This is a genomic window from Vannielia litorea (assembly GCF_019801175.1).
GTDB classification, from domain to species: domain Bacteria; phylum Pseudomonadota; class Alphaproteobacteria; order Rhodobacterales; family Rhodobacteraceae; genus Vannielia; species Vannielia litorea_B.
Window position 1 is genome coordinate 2,083,506 of record NZ_JAHVJR010000001.1, and the last position, 21,958, is coordinate 2,105,463.

Below are 21,958 nucleotides of genomic sequence, written 5' to 3' on the forward strand. Positions count from 1 at the left end.
CGCGTGTGGCCCGGTTTGAAACAATCGGCTCAACCAAAAACCACGCGTGGGCTATAACCGACCCATGTCGGACAAAGAGGCAGATATGAGTGAAGCGGCGGAGCAGCTGATCGGGCTGCGGTCCATGATCATTTCCGAACCTGACATGATCCTCGAGGATCGCGACATCATGCATGCGCTGATCGCGGCCAACGAGAAGTCGCTCGGCGGCAACATCGTCGACCTGCGCGGCATCGCGATGGAGCGGCTCGAGGCTCGGCTCGACCGGCTCGAAGACACCCACCGCTCCGTGATCGCCGCAGCCTATGAAAACCTCGCCGGCACCAACCAAGTGCACCGGGCGGTGCTCTCCATGCTGGAGCCGACCGATTTCGAGGATTTCCTGCGCAACCTCGGCAGCGAAGTGGCCCACACCCTGCGCGTCGATTGCCTCCGCCTCGTGCTGGAGAGCGTGCAGGAGTGCGAAGACCCGGCAGTGAAAAAGCTGGGCGACGTGCTGCACGTGGCCCCTCCGGGATTCGTGAACGACTACCTCACCATGGGCCGCGACAAACCGGTGCGCCCGGTCACCCTGCGCCAGACCCGGCCGCAATTCTCGGTGATCTACGGCGAGGCCGCCCCCAACATCCACTCCGAAGCCTGCCTGAAGCTCGACTTCGGCGAGGGCCGCTTGCCCGGCCTACTGGTCATGGGCGCCGAGGATCCGCACCAGTTCCGCCCCTCGCAGGGCACTGACCTGCTCGGCTTCTTCGCCGGGGTGTTCGAGCGCCAGATGCGGCGTTTTCTGGGATGATTGCCCCCTCTCCGGCGCTGACCGAGGCGCTGGAGCTGTGGCTTGCGCAGCTTCGGGCGCTGGACGGTCGCGCCGAAAACACCCTCGAAGCCTACCGCCGCGACGTGTCCGGCTTCCTAGGTTTTCTGCCACAACACTTCGGCGAGGGCATCGGCAAGGCCCGCCTCGCCAAGCTCACCCTGCCCGACATGAGGGCATGGATGGCGCATGAGCGGGCGGGCGGCGTCAGCGCAAGGTCGCTGGCCCGGATGCTCTCCGCGGTGAAAAACTTCCTCGGCTGGGTCGCTGAGCGCGAGGGCTTTGAGATGTCCGCCCCGCTCTCCGTCCGCGCGCCCAAGTACCAGCGCAAACTGCCCCGCCCCGTCGGGCGCGGCGCGGCGCGCGATCTGATCGAGACCGTCTCGCTCCAGCACCCGGAGCCATGGGTCGCCACCCGCGATGTCGCCGTGGTCACCCTGCTCTACGGCTGCGGCCTGCGGATCTCCGAGGCTCTGGCCCTCAGCGGCGCCGATGCCCCGCTGGCCGATGTGCTGCGGATCACCGGCAAGGGCGGTAAGGAGCGGATCGTGCCAGTGCTGCCCGTCGCCCGCGACGCGGTGGAAGACTACCGCCGTGATTGCCCGCACCGGCTCGGCCCCGCCGAGCCGCTCTTTCGCTCCATCCGGGGCAAGCCGCTCTCCCGCCGCGCCGTGGCCAAGGTAACGGAGGCTGCCCGCATGCAGCTTGGCCTCCCCGCCACCTGCACCCCACACGCCTTGCGACACAGCTTTGCCACCCACCTACTGGAAGCGGGCGGCGACCTGCGGACCATTCAGGAACTGCTGGGCCATGCTTCGCTCTCCACCACGCAGGCCTATACGGCGGTCGATACCGCCCGTCTGATGGATGTCTACGACCGCGCCCATCCGCAGGGTCGCAAGCGCGCCTGACCGCCCGGGTTACCCGCAAGCCGCGCCGCACCTGACATTTCCCGCCGGGCGGGAATTTCGATTGCCGCGCCGCCTTCGGCCCGGTAACCCTTCGGCCCATGTCGGATCGGTTCAAGGCCTACGGGGTCCACCTCTTTACCGCCACGGGGGCGGCGCTCGCGATGCTCGCGATGCTGGCCGCCGTGCAGGGCGACTGGCCGGTGATGTTCCTCTGGCTGCTCGCCGCCTTCGCCGTTGACGGCATAGATGGCCCGCTGGCCCGCAAATACGACGTGACCAACCACGCCCCGATCATCGACGGCGCCCTGCTCGACCTGATCATCGACTTCCTGACCTACGTCTTCATCCCCGCCTTCGCGCTCTACGGCTCCGGCCTGCTGCCCAACCCATGGGCCGCTCTCTGCGCGCTGGGCATCTGTTTTTCCTCGGTGCTCTACTTCTCCGACACACGGATGAAGCTAACCGACAAGAGCTTTCGCGGCTTTCCCGGCTGCTGGAACCTTGCGGTTCTGGTTCTGATGGCCATGCAGCCCGCGCCTTGGATTACCGTGGTCACCTGCATCGTGCTGGCCGCCGCCATGTTCCTGCCGCTCAAGTTTGTCCACCCCACGCGCACCAAGCGCTGGCGCAGCTTCACCCTGCCGGTTTCGGTGATCTGGGTCGCGCTGGCGGTGATCGCGGCGTGGCAAAGCTTCGAGCAGCAGCCGTGGCTCTCGTGGTCGCTGGGGGCCACCACGCTCTGGCTCGCGCTGGCTGGCATCATCCAGCAGGTCATCCCCGAGCGCTGAGCCTCACGGGATTGTGCCGTGCACCGGGCTGATCGGCGCGGGCGAATGCGCTACCCTTACGTGAACCGTGACCCAACCCGGGAGACGCCCGATGCTCATGCCCCGCCGCCACTTCCTCGTCACCGCCAGCGCCGCCGCCGTGGCACTGAGCCTGCCCGCCACCGCCCGCGCCGCCTCTCTCGCGCCCACAAGCTCCATGCGTGGCGGGGCAAACAATTACCGCCCGGGCGCACCGCTGGTCGAGCGGCTCGGCTCCGGCTTCACCGTCCACGGCAAGGTGCTGCGCGCTGCCGATGGCCGCCCGCTCGAAGGCCGCCGCATCCAGATCTGGGCCGCCACCACGCTCGGCGGCGAGCGCGAGCCGCGCAACCACGGCTCCGTGCTGACTCGCGCCGATGGCTCTTTCGCTCTGGAGATGGAGCAGATCGTGCCCAACTTCGGCCAGCCGCACGCGCACCTGGCCTACGACGACGGCGAGTTCGAAACCGTGTTCCTCCGCCCCGTCATGCCAAGCCCCCGCGATACCTCCGTGCGGGCCGACTTCGTCCTCGCCTGAGCTTGCTCCCCGCCTTGATCTGGGCTGCCCTCGTGGCGCTCATCGCTGTGCCGGTGGCACTCGCCACCGCAAGCCCATGGCTCGCCTATCGTGGCTTCGCCTATATCACCGGCGGCTTCGCGGGCATCTTCGCGCTCTGCCTCCTGCTGGCGCAACCGCTCCTCGCCGCCGGCTACCTGCCCGGCCTGCGTGGCCCCAAGGGGCGCCTCTGGCACCGCCGCGCGGGCATCGCCCTCGTGACCCTCACCGCGCTTCACGTCGCGGGCCTCTGGGTCACCAGCCCGCCCGACACCCTCGATGCCCTATTGCTGCGCTCCCCCACCCCCTTCTCGGTCTGGGGCTTCATCTCGCTCTGGGGCATCGCCGCCACCGCCCTTCTGGTGGCCCTGCGCCGCAAGCTGCCCCCGCGCCGCTGGCGTTGGGCGCATAACGCGCTGGCGGCGCTGGTCGTACTCGCCACCGTGCTCCACGCCGTTCAGATCGAAGGCGCGATGGAGCTGATCTCCAAATGGACGCTCTGCATCGCCGCCCTTGCCGCAACCGTCGCCGCCCTGATCGACCTGCGGCTGCTGCGCCGCTAAATCAGCAGCCCAGCCGCGCCCTCGTGCCGGAGCAAGGCCACCTTGGTCTCCACCCCCGTGCCGCCCGAGAATCCACCCAGCGAGGATGCCCCCAGCACCCGATGGCAGGGAATGATCAACGGAATCGGGTTCGCCCCGCAGGCCCCGCCAATGGATTGCGCCGAAAAGCCGAGTTTCTTAGAGATCGCGCCGTAGGTTGTGGTCTCCCCGAACGGGATCTTCCGCATCTCAGAGCAGACCAGCTTCACCACCGCAGAGCCCTCCACCCGCAGCGGCAAGTCAAAATCCTCCCGCTCCCCAGCAAAGTATTCCCCGATCTGCCGCTCCGCCTCACGCAAAAGCGGCGAGCCTTCGCCCGCCGCCTCATCGCTCCACTTAATGCGCGTGATCGCGCCGCCCGCCTCAGTCAGCACTATGCGGCCGACCGGGGTGGAGAGCGCGAGGGTGGCCAATTACCCCAGCGCCTCGTCACACCGCCCGCAGACGGCTTCATGCCCATGCGTGCCCACGTCCGGCAGGATCTTCCAGCACCGCTGGCACTTCGCACCCTCGGCCTTTTCGAAGACCACGCCCACGCCTTCCACTTCCGGCATCCGGAAAGCCTCGGAGGGCGCCGGATCGCCCGAGAGCGACACGGCGGAGGTGATGCAGATATCGTCGAAGGCGACCGACTTCAGCGACTCCAGCACACCTGCATCCTCCACATGCACCACTGGCGCGGCCTCCAGCGAGGCGCCGATGACCTTCTCGCGCCGCTGCACCTCGAGCGCCGCCGTCACCACGCGCCGCGCGCGCCGCACGCCGGCCCACTTTTCCGCCAGCGCCTCGTCGCGCCAGCCAACCGGGGTCTCGGGAATATCGACCAGATGCACCGAGGAGCCCTCGCCGCCGAACCGTTCCAGCCAGACCTCCTCCATCGTGAAGACAAGCACTGGCGCAAGCCATGTGGTCAGCCGGTGGAAGAGAATATCCAGCACCGTCCGCGCCGCCCGACGGCGGGCCGAGTCGCCATCGCAATAAAGCGCATCCTTACGGACGTCGAAGTAGAAGCTCGAAAGCTCCACCGTGGCAAAATTGAACACCGCCTGGAACACGCCCTGGAAGTCGTAGGCATTGTAGCCCTTGCGCACGACCTCATCGAGCTCCGCCAGCCGGTGCAGCACCCAGCGCTCCAGCTCGGGCATATCGGCAGGCTCCACGGCCTCCGCCGCCTCATAGCCCGCCAGATTGCCCAGCAGGAAGCGCATGGTGTTGCGCAGGCGGCGGTAGCTGTCGGCCACCCCTTTCAGGATCTCCGGCCCGATCCGCTGGTCGGCGGTGTAATCGGTCTGCGCCACCCAGAGCCGCAGAATGTCGGCGCCGTACTGCTTCACCACCTCCTCGGGGACGATGGTGTTGCCGAGCGACTTCGACATCTTGTTGCCCTTCTCGTCCAGCGTGAACCCGTGGGTCAGCACGCCTCGATAGGGGGCAACGCCGCGGGTGCCGACCGATTGCAGCAGCGACGAGTGGAACCAGCCGCGATGCTGGTCGGTGCCCTCAAGGTACAGGTCGGCCACCCCATCGGGCGAGCCATCCTCACGGTCGCGCAGAACGAAGGCATGGGTCGAGCCAGAGTCGAACCACACGTCGAGCACATCGAAGATCTGATCGTAGTCCTCGGCGTTGTAATCATTGCCAAGGAACCGCTCCTTGGCCCCTTCCGCATACCACGCATCCGCGCCCTCGGCTTCGAAGGCCTCGATGATCCGCGCATTCACCGCCGCATCGCGCAGCAAGAAGCCCTCGTCATCGGGCATCGCGCCCTTCTTCACGAAGCAGGTCAGCGGCACGCCCCAGGCCCGCTGGCGCGAAAGCACCCAGTCAGGACGCGATTCCATCATGGAATACAGACGGTTGCGCCCGCTCTGCGGGGTCCACTTCACCTGATCGATGGCGGTCAGCGCGCGCTGGCGGATCGTGGTGCCAAGGCTGTCCTGCCCGTCGCCCAAATCCTTGTCGATGGCGGCAAACCACTGCGGCGTGTTTCGGTAGATCAGCGGCGCCTTGGAGCGCCAGCTATGCGGGTAGCTGTGGGTGATCCGCCCACGCGCGATCAGCATGCGCGCCTCCGCGAGCTTGTCGATCACCGCTTTGTTGGCCCCGCCTTCCTTGCCGTTAGGCTTGATGATGACCTCACCGCCAAAAAACGGCAGATCAGCGCGGAAGGAGCCATCCTCCAGCACGTTGTAGGTCATCGGCAGGCCATACTGGCGGCCGATCTGGTAGTCGTCGTCACCATGGCTCGGGGCGGTATGCACAAAGCCGGTGCCGGCCTCGGCGGTCACATGATCGCCCGGCAGCATCGGCACGTCATAGTCCCATTCGCCCTCGGCGCCCTCCAGCTTGTAGAGCGGATGCACGGTTTTCATCGCGCCCAGCTCAGCCGCGGCAGCGCCCCGCAGGCGCTCGTAGCTTTCCACCCGCGCCTGCGCCATCACCGCTTCGGCCAGATCGTCTGCCAGCAAGTACTTGTCGCCCACCCGCGCCCAGTTATCCTCCGCCGCGCCGGTCACGCGATAGAGGCCATAACTTATCTCGGGGCTGAAGCAGACCGCCCGGTTCTGCGGGATGGTCCAGGGCGTCGTCGTCCAGATGATCACCGAGGTCTCGGCAAAATCTTCGGCCATGGCGTTCACCGCCGCCATCACCGCATCCTGCCCCTCGTGGCCCTCTGCCGCGAAATGCTCGATCAATTCCGGCGTGCCCGAGAACCCGCCGATCCGGAACTTCACCCAGATCGTGTGGCTCTGGTGGTCATGGTATTCCACCTCCGCCTCGGCCAGCGCCGTCTTCTCGACCGGCGACCACATCACCGGCTTCGAGCCTTGGTAGAGCGCCCCGTTCATCAGAAACTTCTGGAACTCGGCGGCAATCGTCGCTTCGGCGTGGAAATCCATCGTCAGGTAGGGCTCGGGCCAATTGCCCGTCACGCCCAGCCGCTTGAACTCTTCGCGCTGGATATCCACCCACTTCTCGGCGAACGCGCGGCACTCCTGCCGCAACTCTACGATCGGAACCTCGTCCTTGTCGCGGCCCTTCTGGCGATATTGTTCCTCGATCTTCCACTCGATCGGCAACCCGTGGCAGTCCCAGCCGGGGATGTAGCGCGCATCGCGGCCCATCATCTGCTGCGAGCGCACCACCATGTCCTTCAGGATCTTGTTTAGCCCGTGGCCGATGTGCAGGTGGCCGTTGGCGTAAGGAGGCCCATCGTGCAGCGTGAAGGGCTCGCGACCCTCCTTTTCGCGCAGGCGATCATAAACCCCGATCTCCTCCCAGCGGGCCAGCCAGCCCGGCTCGCGCTTGGGCAGGCCCGCGCGCATCGGAAATTCGGTTTGGGGGAGATTCAGGGTGTCTTTGTAGTCAGGCGTGTCGGCGCACATGGGGGGCGTCCTTGGCGTGGTCTTTTCGGGTGTTCGGTGAGGGGCGGCGCGGCAGGCCATGCGCCTTGTCCCGGCGGCTCATCTGTCAGAGCGCCGGGCCGCTAATTCGAATGATGGCGAGGCCCGAGAACATCATGGGGAGGCTTATAGGCAGGGCTGCGGGCAAGGTCCAGCACGTAGGGCGGCGTTGCCCTGCCGCCCGCAGGATCCTCACTCCGGCGGCCTGTCCTCTTCTGCACCCTCTGCCGCGCCATCTTCGCCCGCAGCCCGCTCCGCCGCCTCCTGTGCCGCCCAGCGGTTGAGCCAGGCCAGCGCCGCCAGCGACAGGCCGAGCGCGAGGAAGGAGAACACCCGGAACAGCCCCGTCAGCCCCCGCGCATCGATCAGGAACACCTTCACCACCGCCAGCCCAATCACCACCAGCGCCGCCCGCCGCAGCACGGTCGATCCCTTGGCAATCGCCTGCCACAGCAGGACTGCGCCCAAAGCAATCAGCACAACCGTGTAGGTATAGAGCTCGCCATCAAACCAGCCGTTGCCGTACCACATCCCACCCGGCTGCCAGAATCGACGGATCTCCAGAAACACCCAGAACCCTGCAAGCCCCACCGCTGCGCTCAACCCGCCGCGGCGCCACCAGCGCCCGCCGATCCGGGCGAGCAGGGCAAACACCACCGCCGGGCCGAGGTAGGCCACCGCCAGCGTGTCAAACACCAGTGGCCCGTGCACCGTGGTATCGGGCAGCGAGAAGCCCCCGGCCGAGAGGAACGGGTTCGAGAGGGTCAGCCCGATGAGCAGGAAGAACCCGGACACCACCGTATATCCCGCCGCCAGCACCACGCGCAGCCACTTCAGCCAGCCACCCAGCCGCATCCGGTACACCTGCGCGGCAGCACAGAGCAGCCAGACCATCGCGGTCAGCCCCATCGTCCAATGGCTCGCCAGCTCATCCGTGCCCACACGCTCGTCGATGAACCGCCAGATCGTGGCGGTCACGAAGATGCCGCCGATCATCAGCAGCCCGCTCTCCAGAAAGGCCCGGCCCAGCGTGCGCTGCGCCTCCGGCATGATCCGCCACGCCGCCGCCATCCCGCCGAGCGCCGCGCCGAAGCCGAGCAGGAAGGCGCCCCAGCTTGCCTCGACCGACCAAAAGAGCCCCGGGTCGATCACCACGCGCCAGCCCAGCACGATCACCCCGAGCGCGATGAACACCTGCATCTCCCGCAGGCGGAACCGCCGGTCGAGCCAGGCGGCCATCACTAGCAGCACCGCCAGCGCCACAGTCAGCGCCTCCTTGGTCAGCAGCACGAAAAGCGCCAAAGCGATCAGCGAGGCCGCCGAGAGCACCGCCCAGGCTGTGCGCCGCGCCGGGCCGCCGTCGGCCCGCGCAAAGCGCACCGCAATCGCCACCATCAGCGCCGCCAGCCCCAGCACATGCCCCGCCCAGCCAAAGGTGCCCGGCACACGCGGCGACAGCCAGAACAGCTCCAGCCCCAGCGGCACCAAGGGCGCGAAGAGCGCCGCGAAGATGCCCCAGAACAGCGCCGCCCGGCCCACGCCCTCGCGGCCGTCCACAAGGCTGCGCCACGCCGCCGCCACCGCGCCGTGAGCCGCCAATACCAGCACGAGGCTCGCCTCCAGCGGCAGGGCGGGCAGCGGGTCGCCGGTGGCATCCACCTGCACCGTCTCGCGCATCAGCACCGCGCCCATCACGCTCTCCAGCGGGATCACCGCCAGAAAGCCCAGCGCCGGAAACAGCACCAGCTCGCTCAGCGCCTTCGCCTGCCACGCCCAGAGGGCGACAGCGAGGATCAGCACCGTATAGAGACCCTCGATCAGCAAAAACTCGGCTGCGCCATCGCGGGGCAGAACCAGCAACACAACGCTCGCCGTGGCCATCGCGCCCCACGCGATGAGCACCTCGTATCCGCCCCGCCCTGCGCCCTTGTCGAGCAGCCAGCGCAGCGGCGCACCGCCCGCATGGGTCGGCCCGATCTCGCGGCGCGGAAAGGCCATCGCCGCCAGCACCAGCACCGTGAGCAGCACGGCAAAGCCCGGCATCTCGCCCGATCCCGCAAACACCGCTAACCCGCCAAGCCCGGCCACCCCCAGCGCCAGCACCGAGACCCAGCGCCACTGGCGCCACGCATCAATCGCCAGCCCCGCCACGCCGAGCAATCCGTAGTAAACGTAAAACAGCGTTGCGCCTTCGGCCTCGCCCCCCACGAGGAACGGCGCCGCCCCCGCGCCGATCAGCCCGAAAGCCGCCAGCACCGGTCCATTCAGCCAGCCCAGCAGCATCGCCCCCACCGACACGGCCAACAGCCCCGACATCGCGGTGCCTGCGCCGATCAGGTCGTAGAGTGACCGCGCCGCCAGCACCGCACCATAGAGCGAGACAATCCCCGCTGCGCTGAACGTGTCCGGCAAATAGGCGGTGGCATCCCCCGCGCTCTGCCTGCGGCGGATCCATTCGCCCCCCCCGATCAGCGCCGCGCCCAGCGCCAGCGCCGCGGCCACCCGCATCACCGGCGTCAGGTAGCCCTGCTCGATCCCGTATTGCACAAGGAACAGCCCAGCGAGGGCGAGGCTAAGGGCGGAGACGGCGTAAAACCAGTTGGCCTGCAACCACGCCACCAACTTGCCGCCACCGCGCGGCACAACCGGCCCCGCCTCCGGGGCGGGCCCGTCTACCGCTGGGTCATAGCCCTCTTCCCACGGCAGCTTGCGCCGCGCGGGCGCCGCCTCTTCCGGCTCCGGCTCTGCTCTTGCAGGCGTCGCCGCCGGGTCCATCAACTCCCGCGCCGTCTTGCGCTCCTCTGGCGGGGGCGCCGCCGCCTCGGCTGCGGGCCGCTGCGCTTCTGCGCCCCGCTTCAGCCCTTCGATCTCCCGCAAAGCCCGGTCAAGGCTGCGCCGCATCCGCCCCAAGCCCATTTGGACGGCCACCAGCCAGACCAGCAGGCCAATGACGCAGAGCGTCAAAAACGCAACCACAACTTCCACAATCCGCCCCCATTATCCCCGGTCCGGAAACAGTAACGCCCTGAAACCTCACAGGGAAGCGCCGGCAAACCGGCGCTACCCGTCCTCTCGCCCCGCCTCACTCCGGCCAAAAAGCCCCGTGAGCGCACGGCTCACCAGCCCCGTCACGCTGGGCCGTCTGCCCTCGCCAAAGGGCAGCGGGCGGCAGACCTCCATCGCGGCCACGCCAACTCGTGCGGTCAGCGCGCCATTGATCACCCCTTCGCCGAACCGGCGCGAGAGCTTGCTCAGCACCCCGCCGCCTGCAACCGAGCCGATCAGGTCATCCCCCACCGCCACAGCGCCCGTGGCGACCAGATGCGCCAGCACCGTCCGCGTCAGCCGCCAGCTGCCGAGCACGCCCGCTCGCCCGCCATAGACCTCGGCGATCCGCCGTATCATCCGCATGTTGGAGGTCAGCGCGGTGAACACATCGGCCAGCGCCAGCGGCACCACCGCCGTCACCGTGGCCACCTGCCGCGCCGCCGCCTCCACCTCGGCCTGCGCCGCGGCGTCGAGCGGCACCAGCAATTCGCGCTCGGCAAGGGAAAGCAGCGCATCGGCGTCAAAGGCATCACCCCGCCGCTCCGCCAGCCGCTCCCGGCCCCAGCGCGTGTCATCCCGCGTGGCATAGAGCCGCTCCAGACGGTCCACCACGCCCCGTGCAGCGCCCAGATCGCCGCTCACCAGCGCCCCGGCGGCCGCCTTCTGGAGCCCGTCGAGCCGCGCCAACCGGGCAAAGGCCGCCAACTCGCGCAGCGCCATCACCGCCAGCGCCAGCAGCGTCACGGCAATCAGCACCGTCGCCACCCAGCCCAGCACCGGGCTGCGCTCCAGCAGGCGCATCACAAAGTCCCATGCCGCAACCGAGACCACGAGGCTGACCACGCCCGCGAGCCCGGCCCAGAACAGCCGCGCAATCCGGCTGCCGGGCCGCGCGGAGCGCACCGCGAGCCGCTGCATCGCCGCAGGCCCCTGCGCCACCTCCGGCACCGGCGGGGCCTTGTCGGGCCCCGGCGCATCATCCTCTACCTCAAAGACCAGCGGCCCCGATTTCTCGCTCATCGCAACCTGTCTCCGATCAGGAATTCCGCCGCCCGGTCCAGCCGGATATGCGGCGGCCCCTCGCCCGGCGCGAGAGACACCTCCGCCGGCGCGAACTTCATCACCGCGTAATCGCCGTCGAGCCACGCCTCGCGTCCGCCCCGCGCCGCGCCCAGCAGCCGCCCCGGGTCCGCTGGCAAAGCACCGGGGTACATCGCCGCCTTCTTGCCCGTCTCCATCAGCGTGCCACGCACAAGGTCAATCTCGCGGCCCTCATGGCTGCGCGTCTCCTCCGTTGTGGCCCGCAACGCGGCAATGCTCATCGCCTGCGTCTTGGCCCCGGCAAAATCCGCCCGGTCCTTGGCCTCGCGCACCAGCGCCTCTGTGATCGCCGTCAGGCTGCCGTGCTGTTTGTGGTGCAGATGGTCCGCCTTGGTCGCCGCAAAGAGGATCTTCTCCACCCTGTGCCCGCCCAGCAGCCGGGTGAGCCAACCGTTCCGACCTGGCTTGAACGCGCCCAGAATATCGGCCATTGCCTGCCGCAGATCTTCCAGCGCCTTCGGCCCCGCATGAATGGCGCCCAGCACATCCACCAGCACCACCTGCCGGTCGATCTCGGCAAAATGGTCGCGGAAGAACGGCTTCACCACCGCCCGCTTGTAGGCCTCGAACCGCCGGGCCAGTTCCCGCCGCAGCGAGCCGCGCGGCGCCTCGCCAGCAGGCAGCGGCGCGAAGGTCAGCGCCGGCGAGCCCTCCAGCTCCCCCGGCAGCAGGAACCGCCCCGGCGTGCAGTCTGAATACCCCGCCTCCCGCGCGGCCTTCAGATAGTCCGCAAAGGCCTCCGAGAGCTGCTTGGCTTCCGGCTCCTCCAGCTTGCCCGCCCCGTCCACAGCCTCAAGCGCCGCAACAAACGCCGCGCCCTCCGTCCGCGCCCGTGCCTTCTCTAGCGCCTGCGCGGCCCAATCGTCGTAGCTCATGTCGAGTAAGCCAAGGTCCAGCAGCCACTCGCCGGGGTAATCCACGATATCGAGATGCACCACCTGCGGCCCGCGCAACCCGCCCAGCAAGCCGCCCGGCTGCACCTTCAGGCTCAGCCGCAGCTCGCTCACCGCCCGCGTGCTCTCGGGCCAGTGCGGCTCGGGGCCGACCATCGCGGCAAGGTGGTCCTCATAGGCAAAGCGCGGCACCGTGTCGTCGGGCTGGGGCTGCAGATAGGCCGTCTGAATCGCCCCCTCCGCCGCCGCCCGCAGCCCGCCCATCCGCGCCCGGTCCATCAGGTTGGCCACCAGCGAGGTGATGAACACCGTCTTGCCCGCCCGGCTTAACCCGGTCACGCCCAGCCGGATGCGCGGCTCCAGAAAGCCCCCGGTGACCACATGGCCCACGGTCTCGACGCCCCGCGTCACCCCATCCACGATGGTTGAAACAACCACACCTGCCCCTTTCTCCGTTACAGCAGATACTTAGGGCAGGCGGCGGCCCATGTGTAGGGTTGGCAATCTGGCCCACCCGGCCCTCAGAGCCGCCCGCTCTCCCAAAGCCACCAGATCACCAGCCCGCTGATCAGCAGGAAGTTGAACGCCAGCCACCCGAGGATGCCCAGCACAACACCCTTGCGCCGGTCGGCCGGATCGACCGTCTCCAGAAAGCGCCGCACCGACTTCTCCGCCTTCGCGATCCGCGCCGCATCATACTGAAAGGCGAACTTCGGCACCTCCATCCGGGCCTCCGTGTCGGCGATATAGGCGGCCTCTCGGCGCACCTTCCTCGGCAGCAGCCGCCCGCCCTTGCGCAGCTTCTCCGCCAGCGTCTCGCCCCGGCGGATGCCCAGCCGCTCGGCCATCATCACCGCCAACCCGTCCGCCACCTGTTTCACCGGATGTTCCATGCCCCGCTTCTATCCCCGCCCATCGGCACAGAAAACCCCGCTTGAGCCGCCGCGCCACCCGCGCTACCTCCATGCCATGCTGGCCACGACCCAATACGACGGCGCCCCCGGCGCCCCCGCCCTCCTCATCGCCCACGGCCTCTTCGGCTCGGCGCGCAACTGGAACGTCATCGCCAAGCGCCTCTCCGGCGCCCGCCGGGTGGTGACCGTCGACATGCGCAACCACGGCCAGTCGCCCTGGGCGGACAGCCACAGCTACGCCGACCTCGCCGCCGACCTCGCCGAGGTGATCGAGCACGAGGGCGCGCCGATGGACCTGCTCGGCCACTCGATGGGCGGCAAGGCCTCGATGATGCTGGCCCTCTCCCGCCCCGAACTGATCCGCCGCCTGATCGTGGCCGACATCGCCCCCGTCGCCTACGCCCACACCCAAGCGCACCTGATCGACGCCATGCGCGCGCTCGACCTCACCGATCTGTCCTCCCGCTCCGAGGCCGACAAGCGCCTCGCCGCCCTTGTCGATGAGCCCGGCACCCGCGCCTTCCTGCTGCAATCGCTCGATCTCAAGGCCGACCCGCCCGCATGGCGCTTCAACCTCGACACGCTGGAGCGCGACATGCCCGGCATCGTCGGCTGGCCCTCGCCCACCGGCGAACACACCGGCCCCACGCTCTTTCTGACCGGCGCCGAGAGCGACTATGTCACCCCCGAGGCCCGGCCCGAGATCAAAGCCCGCTTCCCCAATGCCCGCTTCGCCAAGATCCCCGGCGCGGGCCACTGGCTCCACGCCGACAAGCCGCGCGAGTTCGAGGCGACGGTCGAGGCCTATCTCAGCGCCTAACCGGCGATCTGCCGCGCGACCAAGAGCGAGACTGGCACTGCCACCACAGCCCCCGCAGCAGCCGCCACGAGGATCGGCCAGAGCGTGTCATGCCCCGTTACAAGCGCGGCCACCACAAAGCTGCCCGCAAGCGTGGTGCCGATGAGCGAATACAAAACCAAAGCGAGCCGGATCATCGCCAGCCTCCATTGCAGCGCACGCCCCGGTGCCACCCTGCCACGGGCGACACATTCAAACCTTGATATACGTCAACCTAGGGGCAGGTCATCTTGCCCTTGGTCAGGTTGTAGTCGCCGCTGAGCGAGCCAAGCGCCACCTCGCAGCCCGTCACCTGTTTCACCGCCATCGCCACGGCAGCCGGATAGGTAAGGCTGTTCGGCCGCCCGAAGTTGGTGCGCACCACCTGAAACTCCGGGTCATCCGCGAAAACGTTGAAGGTGTATCCCATTGCCGAGGCCTTGCGGGCCGAATAGCCGCCCAAGTCTTCCTTCACGGTGTTGCAGCCCGTCAGGGCGAGGGAGACGATAACCAACCGGCGCATGGCCCCAGCCTGCGCCGCAGAGGGTTAACAAAGCCCTAACGGCTCAGATCTCGCGGACCTCGCGGCTCTCCTTCCGCCGTCCGGGCAGCCAGACCCCCAGCAAAACCAGCAGGGCCAGCACGAAGACGATCGCCGCCAGCCACGCAAGCCCGGTGAACAGCAAGAACAGCGCGCCCGCCACCGCCATCGCGGCAAGGGCATAGAGGATCACTTTGGCACGGCTGGGCATCTCGCAGGCTCCTTTGCTGGGTCGCCATGAAAACGCCCCGGCGCCCGCCCCGGTTCCGCCCGGCCCGCGCGCCGGCCAGCCCCAAAACGCAGAAGGCGCCGCGGCAGAGGTCTCCCCCCGACGCAGCGCCTTCCTGAACAGGCCGGCCTCGCGGCCTTTCTGTTCGCATGCAACCAGCCTCGCGGCCCCTGCATGAGCGGGATCAACCCTCGCGGGCCGTCCCCCCTCCGGTCACGGCTTGCGCCCTGCCCGGCCAACGCGCTGGCTTGCCCCCGCCTTCCCGGCGCCGCCTCTATGAGACTTTGCCGTTTCGGCCAGTGGCGGCTCTTGCGAACCCGGTGCTCTCAACACGACCCGGCCTTGGATGGCCCGCTCGGGCGCCCCGTCGCCTCGGCCGCTCCAGCCCCGAAGGCCCTCGCGCCCCGCTCCGGGTCTTGCGACCCCTTGCGTTAACAAAACCGTCACACTTCAGGCCTGAGTCGGGCAAGGCAAATTTAGGTCCGATGCGGAATTTCTTGGGGATAAACCTCTGGAATGACTTGTGAATAACCTGTGACTCGCGCCAAATCCGCCCGCAAAGCCAACCCCTTACCCCCGGCACACACCCGCCAATCTCGCACCCCCCGGATTCCCACGCCGATCAGAGAGTGCTACCGTCCTGAAAAACCCAACGCCCCGGAGCAGCCCCATGAAACGCACCACCCTCGCCCTTGTTGTCCTCACCCTCCTCTCGGCCTGCGAAACCGTAAAGGGAGTCGGGAGAGACGTTACGAACACGGCGGACGCTGTGCAGAACGCGTTTTGAGCGGGAATGGCCGTCAGTAAGTTAACTATTTCGTCAGAGTTGCCAGAGCAGTTTGTTTATGAACTCGGCGTCTATCTGCAAACGTGTGCGCACATTGAGCTAACCGCATGTTCGTTGATCTGCTCATTAGAGCATCTGAAACCGGAAGATGAGGGGTTTACCCCGCGTTTTTTTGAACTGAGAAAACTGAAACTAGGCGATCTAATTAAAACTCTTGGAAAAGCGGCGACATCGCTCCCCAAAGATGATTACGTTGGCTTGAAGGACATTACTCGGTGGTTTCAAGATAACCAAATCTATAGGCACATGGCAGCACATGGTGCATTCCAATGGTTGGAAGACGAAAAGAAACTTCGCATTCACTATGTGCACAAGCGGAAATTAAACAAGAAAACTGTTTACGAACCGGAAACCAGGTTGGTTGAGAGGAAAGATGTACTTTCCATGGTAAACGATGCCGACAGGCTGCTTCGTATTCTTACTGGTCTCGACATGAGGATTATCTCAGGAGACTTAATCTTAACACAAGCAGAGCCGAATGAAGACTTACTGCAAGAATAGTTGCCGCCAATTACTCCGCCGCCACCCCCGGCGCATCCTTCGCCAGCAACCCGGCCACAGAGATATCCTCGTCGAGCCCCTCCCAGTGCAGCCCGAACGGCGAAATCTTCACCGCCGCACGCTCCTCCGCACTGGCCCCAAGCAACCGGGGAAACCAGGCCAATGGCACCCCAATGGTGCGCCCGTCCTGAAGCCCCACCCACATTGCGTCGTCGTCAAATCGCACGTCAACCGCCGAAATGCTCATGCCATGCCTCCGTGATCCTTTCCCGGTTCTCACCCACGATCCCGGCCAAACGGCGCAGCGTGCGGGCATCGAACCCTACTGCGCGCTCCAGCCGAACCACAGGCTCAACCCAGAACTTCGCTTCCGACCGATCCTTCATCACGTGGATGTGCACCGGCTCACGCGGGTCTCCCTCGTTGGAATAGAAGAAGAAGCGGAACCCCTCGTGGCGAAAGACCGTCGGCATGTGGGGAGGTTAGTGCAGGGGAGATTGGCTGTCACCTGCGCAATGATCTACGGCGTGGGCACGCAGTTTTCTACGAAAACCGCTTCCGCCCACCCGCTCTAAAAAATGGCCAGCCTTCAGCTGTCCATTTTCAAAGCGCTAATAAACGCCTCCTGCGGGATGTCCACCTTCCCGAACTGGCGCATCTTCTTCTTACCCGCCTTCTGCTTCTCCAGCAGCTTCTTTTTCCGAGTGGCATCGCCGCCGTAGCACTTCGCCGTCACGTCCTTCCGCAGGGCGCTCAACGTCTCCCGGGCGATCACCTTGCCGCCGATGGCCGCCTGGATCGGGATCTTGAACATGTGGCGGGGGATCAGCTCTTTCAGCTTCTCGCACATCGCCCGGCCCCGCTGCTCGGCCCGGTCGCGGTGGACCATCATGCTCAGCGCGTCCACCGGCTCGTCGTTCACCAGCACCGACATCTTCACAAGGTTGTCCTGCCGGTAGCCCGTCATCTGGTAGTCGAAGGAGGCATAGCCCTTGGTGATGCTCTTCAGCCGGTCGTAGAAGTCGAAGACCACTTCGTTCAGCGGCAGGTCGTAAACCACCATCGCCCGGCCACCCACATAGGTCAGGTCCATCTGGATGCCGCGCCGCTCCTGGCAGAGCTTCAGCACGTCGCCAAGATAGTCATCCGGCACGAGGATCGTCGCCTTGATCCGCGGCTCCTCCACGTGGTCCACATGGGTCAGGTCGGGCATGTCAGCGGGGTTGTGCAGCTCCCGCATCTCCCCGTCTTTCATGTAGAGGTGATACACCACGCTCGGCGCGGTGGTGATCAGCTCGATGTCATATTCCCGCTCGATCCGGTCGCGGATCACTTCGAGGTGCAGCAGCCCGAGGAACCCGCAGCGGAAACCGAAGCCCAGCGCGGCGCTCGTCTCCATCTCGTAGCTGAAGGAGGCATCGTTCAGCGCCAGCTTCTCGATCGCATCCCGCAGGTCTTCGAACTCCGCCGAGTCCACCGGGAACAGCCCGCAGAACACCACCGGCACAGAGGGTTTGAAGCCCGGCAGCGGCTTGTCGGTGCCCTTCTTCTCGGTGGTGATCGTGTCACCCACCCGGGTGTCGCGCACCTGCTTGATCGACCCGGTGAAAAACCCGATCTCCCCCGGCCCCAGCGTGTCCACCGGCAGCAGTGCGGGTTTGAACACCCCCAGCCGCTCCACCGGGTAGACCGCCCCGGTGCTCATCATCTTGATCCGGTCGCCCTTCTTCAGCACGCCGTCCTTGATCCGCACCAGCACGATCACGCCGAGGTAGGCATCGTACCACGAGTCCACCAGCATCGCCTTCAGCGGCGCCTCCCGCTCGCCCTGCGGCGCGGGCAGCACCTTCACGATGGCCTCCAGCGTCTCCTTGATGCCCACGCCCGTCTTGGCGCTGACCCGGATCGCGCCCGAGGCATCGATCCCGATCACATCCTCGATCTGCTCAGCCACCCGGTCGCAATCCGAGGCCGGCAGGTCGATCTTGTTCAGCACCGGCACAATCTCGTGGTCCGCGTCGATCGCTTGGTAGACGTTGGCGAGCGTCTGCGCCTCGACCCCTTGCGTGGAGTCCACCACCAGCAGCGAGCCCTCCACGGCGCGCATGCTCCGCGAGACCTCATAGGCAAAGTCCACGTGGCCGGGCGTGTCGATCAGGTTGAGCACGTAGCGCTCCCCGTCCTCGGCCTCGTAATCGATCCGCACGGTCTGCGCCTTGATTGTGATGCCCCGCTCCCGCTCGATATCCATCGAGTCCAGAAGCTGCTCCTTCATGTCGCGGTCCTGCACTGTCCCGGTCGACTGGATCAGCCGGTCGGCAAGCGTGGATTTCCCGTGGTCGATATGGGCGACGATGGAGAAGTTGCGGATGTGTTTCAGGTCGGTCATCCGGCTCATATGCTGGGGTTTCAGCCCCCCGTCAAGCGGCGCCGCAAGGGTGGGTGCGCCCTTGTGAACGGGGCTTTGGCCGCTCTGGCCCACACCGCCGCCCCGGCGGGCCGGACCCAGCGCCTGACCTCACGCCAACCAATGCTCCGCGCCTCGGCGCCACCCCGTCCACCCACCGACCGTCACAGGCGTGCGCCTCACACCGCCTCACGCGGGTTTGCGCCCACTGTTTCCACGCCGCGCACAATCTATTGGCCCCGCCGCGGGCCATGCCACAAGACATGCCCAATTGAATTTTAACCGTTTTCGGGCCATCCTTTGCCCATCACGCGCCCGTGCAGCCGGAGAGACATCAGGCACATGCGGCCCGGCATGACCATGTGAGAGAACGAGGCAAGAGCAGATGAAAACCGTTTCCACGATGATTCTTTGTGCGGCCATGGCGCTGCCCGCCGCCACCTTCACCGCCACCCCGGCCCAGGCCAAGGTGCTCGAACGCGCCTGCAACAAATCCGACCGCGGCGCATCCCGCTCGCTCTGCTCCTGCATCCAGCGGGTGGCCGATTTCGAGCTCACCCGCTCCGAGCAAAAGAAGGGCGCGAAGTTCTTCAAGAACCCGCAGTTGGCGCAGGATACCCGGCAGTCCGACCGGAGCGACAACGAGATCTTCTGGCGGAAGTGGAAGAAGTTCGGCTCCAGCGCCGCCGCGTCCTGCTCCTGATCAGCGTTTGAGGCCGGCGACCAGCGCGTCGCAGGTCTCGGCCACCATATCCACCACAGCGTCGAAGCCGCCCTCGAAATGGGGATCGGGCACCTCTTCGCGCGTGCTCGGCCCGTGGCTCAAGAACAGCGTGACAGGCGTGGTGCTGCCCGCAGGCCGGAGCGCCTCGATATCCGCAAGGTTCTGCCGGTCCATCGCGTAGATCGCATCGAACCGGCCAAAGTTTGCGGCCTCGAACTGCTGCGCGCGCAGGTGGCTCAGGTCGTAGCCCGCCGCCTTCGCCGCCGCCTGCATCCGCCGGTCGGGCGGCTCGCCCACATGCCACGCCCCGGTGCCCGCGCCTTCCACATGCACGTCGAGCCCCGCCTCCCGCGCCTTCTCCTCAAAGATGCCATGGGCGGTGGGCGAGCGGCAGATGTCGCCGAGGCAGACAAAGATCACGCGATGGGTCATGCTGCCCATCGGTAATGCAGCGGAGCGCGAATGACCATCGAGACCATCACCATCCTCACCGGCGCGGGCATCTCTGCCGAGAGCGGCATCGCCACGTTTCGCGATCCGGGCGGCATCTGGGCGCAGTATGATATCGAGGATGTCGCCACCCCCGAGGCTTTCGCCCGCAATCCCGAGCTGGTGCTCGATTTCTACAACATGCGCCGGGAAAAAGTGAGAAAAGCCAAGCCAAACGCCGCGCATCACGCGCTCGGAAGGTTGCAAAAGTCCTATCCCGGCACGGTGCATATCATCACCCAGAACGTCGATAACCTGCATGAAAAGGGCGGTGCGGAGGTGATCCACATGCACGGGGCGCATCACACCGCGCTCTGTGCCGCCTGCGGCGCGCGCTGGCCCGCCCCGCCCGCCATGGCACTGCATGATCCATGCCCCGAGTGCCGCCAGCCCGCCACCCGGCCCGATGTCGTCTGGTTCGGTGAGGTGCCTTATCATATGGAGCGCATCGGCGAGATCCTCCAGAGAACCGATCTCTTCGTCTCCATCGGCACCTCCGGCGCGGTCTACCCGGCGGCGGGCTTCGTCCGCCTCGCCCGCGCCGCCGGGGCCGAGGCGCTGGAACTCAACCTCGAGCCCTCCGAGATCACCCCGCTCTTCACCGAGTCCCGCCACGGCCCCGCCACCGAACTGGTGCCCGCCTGGGTCGACGGCCTCCTGTAAGGCGGGGCTTGTCCCGCCCTCACTCTCGCCGCAAACTCCGCGCCAAGGAGGCCCCCAGACATGTTTTCCAAAGACAAGCTCGATTTCGAGCCCATTCCCCTGCCTGACCGCGCCGAACTGAGTGACGCCGAGAACCTCGCCGCCGTCCGCGCCTTTCTGGCCACGATGGAAAAGCGCCATACCGTACGCGAGTTCTCAGACCGCCCGGTGGATCGCGCGGTGATCGAGGCCGCCGTGGCCGCCGCAGGCCGCGCGCCTTCCGGCGCCAACCACCAGCCCTGGCACTTTGCAGCCATCTCCGGCCCCAAGGCCAAGGCCGCCATCCGGGCGGCGGCGGAGAAGGAAGAAGAGGCCTTCTACGCGGGTGGCGGCGGCGATGAATGGCTGAAGGCGCTCGAGCCGATGGGCACCGATGCTGCCAAGCCGCATCTCGATATCGCGCCCTGGCTCATTGTCATCTTCGCCCAGCGTTGGGGCGAGTTCGATGACGGCACCCGCTACAAAAACTACTACGTCCCCGAGAGCGTCGGCATCGCCACCGGCTTTCTAATCGCCGCACTGCATCACGCCGGGCTGGTCGCGCTCACGCACACGCCCAACCCGATGAAATTCCTCAACGATCTGCTGGGGCGGCCCGCTTCGGAGAAGCCGGTGATGATCCTCGCCGTAGGCCACCCGGCCGAGGATGCGACGGTGCCGAAAGCGGCCAAGATCAAAAAGCCGCTTTCGGAGATCATGTCGGTGATCGAGGGCTGAGCGGCCTCAGTTCCCGTGGCCTGAATGGTCCATCTCGCCGTGGTCCATCGCCCCGGGCATCCGCTCATTGTCCACCGGGATCTCCACCACCATCTCCCCGGCCTGCTCGAAGGTGAGCGTCACCGTCACCGTGGCGCCCTGCTCCAGCGGGCCGGTCAGCCCCATCATCATCACGTGGTCGCCGCCCCGTGCCAGCATGTGATGGCCCCCGGCGGGCACGGCAAAACCCTCCTCGACCTCCATCATCTTCATCACGCCGTCGCCCATGTCCTTGTGGGTGTGCAACTCCACCCGCGCGGCAACCTCCGAGGCGGCAGCAATCAACCGGTCATCCTCGGCGCCAGTGTTTATGATCTCCATGAAAGCCGCGCCCGACTTGGCCGAGGGGCTGGCGGCGCGGGCATAAGCGTCGACGATCTTGATTTCAGCGAAAGCGGGCGAGGCCACCACGAGGGCGGCAAGGGTCATGGCTTTGAGGTTCATCTGTCTGTGTCCTGTCTTGAGTTTGTGTCTTGGGAGAAACTCAAGCCAGCGGCGGCCCCCGCGCCTCGAACACGGCCCGCGCCAGCCGAGCCACGGCCACAGGGGCCGCAGCAGGCTCCACCGGCCCCAGCGCACGCGCCACAGGCACCACCGCCGGGGGCGGCACATGGGCTTCCACCATCGCTGTGAGCCCGTCGGGGCACAGATGCGGGGCGCTCACCGGGTTGCCCTCGGCGTCCACATGCACCACCTGTGTGCCGAATCCGGTGCAGAGCACCATCTGCATGGCCGCCGGAGCTTCGCCCCGCGCCACCGCAAGCGCCTGCCCTGCCAGCAGCAGAACCGCCAGCATCAACCCGGATATGACACGCCTCACCATCATCGCGCGCAGCCTAGCCACGCGCCCGGCTGCCGCAAGGTGCCAATTTGAAGCG

General features: G+C 66.8%; 25 protein-coding genes. 10 read left to right on the forward strand and 15 right to left on the reverse strand.

Annotated features, from left to right (window positions below):
• Nucleotides 1–85: 85 nt before the first annotated feature.
• The 5 genes from KUV38_RS10180 to KUV38_RS10200 all read left to right on the forward strand — a co-directional run bounded on the left by KUV38_RS10180 (nt 86) and on the right by KUV38_RS10200 (nt 3,647).
• A complete protein-coding gene (locus KUV38_RS10180) occupies nt 86–793 on the forward strand; it encodes a DUF484 family protein (protein ID WP_222471034.1) in 708 nt (235 codons plus the stop codon).
• Nucleotides 790–1,722: a tyrosine recombinase XerC gene (locus KUV38_RS10185; protein ID WP_222469938.1), complete on the forward strand. Its 933-nt coding sequence runs from the start codon at nt 790–792 to the stop codon at nt 1,720–1,722. The genes KUV38_RS10180 and KUV38_RS10185 overlap by 4 nt, the downstream gene beginning before the upstream one ends.
• Nucleotides 1,723–1,820: 98 nt before the next feature.
• Nucleotides 1,821–2,510: a CDP-alcohol phosphatidyltransferase family protein gene (locus KUV38_RS10190; protein ID WP_222469939.1), complete on the forward strand. Its 690-nt coding sequence runs from the start codon at nt 1,821–1,823 to the stop codon at nt 2,508–2,510.
• Nucleotides 2,511–2,607: 97 nt separating this feature from the next.
• Nucleotides 2,608–3,066, forward strand: coding sequence for a twin-arginine translocation pathway signal (locus KUV38_RS10195; RefSeq protein ID WP_410001037.1), 459 nt, complete (start codon nt 2,608–2,610; stop codon nt 3,064–3,066).
• A 14-nt stretch (nt 3,067–3,080) separates the two neighbouring features.
• Nucleotides 3,081–3,647: a ferric reductase-like transmembrane domain-containing protein gene (locus KUV38_RS10200; RefSeq protein ID WP_261385196.1), complete on the forward strand. Its 567-nt coding sequence runs from the start codon at nt 3,081–3,083 to the stop codon at nt 3,645–3,647.
• Here the strand turns inward: KUV38_RS10200 and KUV38_RS10205 are convergent.
• From KUV38_RS10205 to KUV38_RS10230, 6 genes are all read right to left on the reverse strand, one after another.
• Nucleotides 3,644–4,099, reverse strand: coding sequence for a methylated-DNA--[protein]-cysteine S-methyltransferase (locus KUV38_RS10205; RefSeq protein WP_222469941.1), 456 nt, complete (start codon nt 4,097–4,099; stop codon nt 3,644–3,646). The two genes, KUV38_RS10200 and KUV38_RS10205, sit on opposite strands and share 4 nt — an antisense overlap.
• Entirely contained in the window at nt 4,100–7,072 is a 2,973-nt protein-coding gene (gene ileS / locus KUV38_RS10210) for an isoleucine--tRNA ligase (protein WP_222469942.1), read from the reverse strand.
• 210 nt (nt 7,073–7,282) lie between these two features.
• Nucleotides 7,283–10,075 carry a DUF2339 domain-containing protein gene (locus tag KUV38_RS10215; RefSeq protein ID WP_222469943.1) on the reverse strand — a complete coding sequence of 931 codons (2,793 nt, stop codon included), beginning with the start codon at nt 10,073–10,075 and terminating at the stop codon, nt 7,283–7,285.
• Nucleotides 10,076–10,150: 75 nt separating this feature from the next.
• Nucleotides 10,151–11,158: a YcjF family protein gene (locus KUV38_RS10220; protein ID WP_222469944.1), complete on the reverse strand. Its 1,008-nt coding sequence runs from the start codon at nt 11,156–11,158 to the stop codon at nt 10,151–10,153.
• On the reverse strand, nt 11,155–12,570 hold the full coding sequence (locus KUV38_RS10225) for a YcjX family protein (protein ID WP_222469945.1): 1,416 nt from the start codon (nt 12,568–12,570) through the stop codon (nt 11,155–11,157). Before KUV38_RS10225 ends, KUV38_RS10220 begins: the two co-directional genes overlap by 4 nt.
• 83 nt (nt 12,571–12,653) lie before the next feature.
• Nucleotides 12,654–13,025, reverse strand: coding sequence for a hypothetical protein (locus KUV38_RS10230; RefSeq protein ID WP_222469946.1), 372 nt, complete (start codon nt 13,023–13,025; stop codon nt 12,654–12,656).
• A 76-nt stretch (nt 13,026–13,101) separates the two neighbouring features.
• On the opposite strand from KUV38_RS10230, the gene KUV38_RS10235 reads away from it, so the two are divergent.
• Nucleotides 13,102–13,866: an alpha/beta fold hydrolase gene (locus tag KUV38_RS10235; protein WP_222469947.1), complete on the forward strand. Its 765-nt coding sequence runs from the start codon at nt 13,102–13,104 to the stop codon at nt 13,864–13,866.
• Here KUV38_RS10235 and KUV38_RS10240 read toward each other — a convergent pair.
• The 3 genes from KUV38_RS10240 to KUV38_RS10250 all read right to left on the reverse strand — a co-directional run bounded on the left by KUV38_RS10240 (nt 13,863) and on the right by KUV38_RS10250 (nt 14,636).
• On the reverse strand, nt 13,863–14,042 hold the full coding sequence (locus KUV38_RS10240; RefSeq protein ID WP_222469948.1) for a CTP synthetase: 180 nt from the start codon (nt 14,040–14,042) through the stop codon (nt 13,863–13,865). The two genes, KUV38_RS10235 and KUV38_RS10240, sit on opposite strands and share 4 nt — an antisense overlap.
• 77 nt (nt 14,043–14,119) lie before the next feature.
• Nucleotides 14,120–14,407, reverse strand: coding sequence for a hypothetical protein (locus KUV38_RS10245; protein WP_222469949.1), 288 nt, complete (start codon nt 14,405–14,407; stop codon nt 14,120–14,122).
• A 43-nt stretch (nt 14,408–14,450) separates the two neighbouring features.
• Entirely contained in the window at nt 14,451–14,636 is a 186-nt protein-coding gene (locus tag KUV38_RS10250) for a hypothetical protein (RefSeq protein ID WP_222469950.1), read from the reverse strand.
• Between the two features lie 811 nt (nt 14,637–15,447).
• Here KUV38_RS10250 and KUV38_RS10255 point away from each other — a divergent pair.
• Complete coding sequence (locus KUV38_RS10255) at nt 15,448–16,002, forward strand: hypothetical protein (protein WP_222469951.1); 555 nt, start codon at nt 15,448–15,450, stop codon at nt 16,000–16,002.
• A 10-nt stretch (nt 16,003–16,012) separates the two neighbouring features.
• On the opposite strand, the gene KUV38_RS10260 is transcribed toward KUV38_RS10255, so the two are convergent.
• From KUV38_RS10260 to lepA, 3 genes are all read right to left on the reverse strand, one after another.
• On the reverse strand, nt 16,013–16,249 hold the full coding sequence (locus tag KUV38_RS10260) for a DUF2442 domain-containing protein (protein WP_222469952.1): 237 nt from the start codon (nt 16,247–16,249) through the stop codon (nt 16,013–16,015).
• Nucleotides 16,230–16,475 carry a DUF4160 domain-containing protein gene (locus KUV38_RS10265; RefSeq protein ID WP_222469953.1) on the reverse strand — a complete coding sequence of 82 codons (246 nt, stop codon included), beginning with the start codon at nt 16,473–16,475 and terminating at the stop codon, nt 16,230–16,232. Before KUV38_RS10265 ends, KUV38_RS10260 begins: the two co-directional genes overlap by 20 nt.
• 116 nt (nt 16,476–16,591) lie before the next feature.
• Nucleotides 16,592–18,391: a translation elongation factor 4 gene (lepA, locus tag KUV38_RS10270; RefSeq protein WP_222469954.1), complete on the reverse strand. Its 1,800-nt coding sequence runs from the start codon at nt 18,389–18,391 to the stop codon at nt 16,592–16,594.
• A gap of 403 nt (nt 18,392–18,794) precedes the next feature.
• On the opposite strand from lepA, the gene KUV38_RS10275 reads away from it, so the two are divergent.
• Nucleotides 18,795–19,112, forward strand: coding sequence for a hypothetical protein (locus KUV38_RS10275; protein ID WP_222469955.1), 318 nt, complete (start codon nt 18,795–18,797; stop codon nt 19,110–19,112).
• Here KUV38_RS10275 and KUV38_RS10280 read toward each other — a convergent pair whose 3' ends face one another.
• Nucleotides 19,113–19,565 carry a low molecular weight protein-tyrosine-phosphatase gene (locus KUV38_RS10280; protein WP_222469956.1) on the reverse strand — a complete coding sequence of 151 codons (453 nt, stop codon included), beginning with the start codon at nt 19,563–19,565 and terminating at the stop codon, nt 19,113–19,115.
• A 36-nt stretch (nt 19,566–19,601) separates the two neighbouring features.
• Between KUV38_RS10280 and KUV38_RS10285 the strand changes: the two genes are divergently transcribed.
• Complete coding sequence (locus KUV38_RS10285; RefSeq protein WP_222471036.1) at nt 19,602–20,285, forward strand: NAD-dependent deacylase; 684 nt, start codon at nt 19,602–19,604, stop codon at nt 20,283–20,285.
• 60 nt (nt 20,286–20,345) lie between these two features.
• Nucleotides 20,346–21,041, forward strand: a complete 696-nt coding sequence (locus KUV38_RS10290) for a nitroreductase family protein (RefSeq protein WP_222469957.1) — start codon at nt 20,346–20,348, stop codon at nt 21,039–21,041.
• 6 nt (nt 21,042–21,047) lie between these two features.
• On the opposite strand, the gene KUV38_RS10295 is transcribed toward KUV38_RS10290, so the two are convergent.
• On the reverse strand, nt 21,048–21,524 hold the full coding sequence (locus KUV38_RS10295; protein WP_222469958.1) for a copper chaperone PCu(A)C: 477 nt from the start codon (nt 21,522–21,524) through the stop codon (nt 21,048–21,050).
• A 40-nt stretch (nt 21,525–21,564) separates the two neighbouring features.
• Nucleotides 21,565–21,906, reverse strand: a complete 342-nt coding sequence (locus KUV38_RS10300; RefSeq protein ID WP_222469959.1) for a hypothetical protein — start codon at nt 21,904–21,906, stop codon at nt 21,565–21,567.
• Nucleotides 21,907–21,958 lie beyond the last annotated feature (52 nt).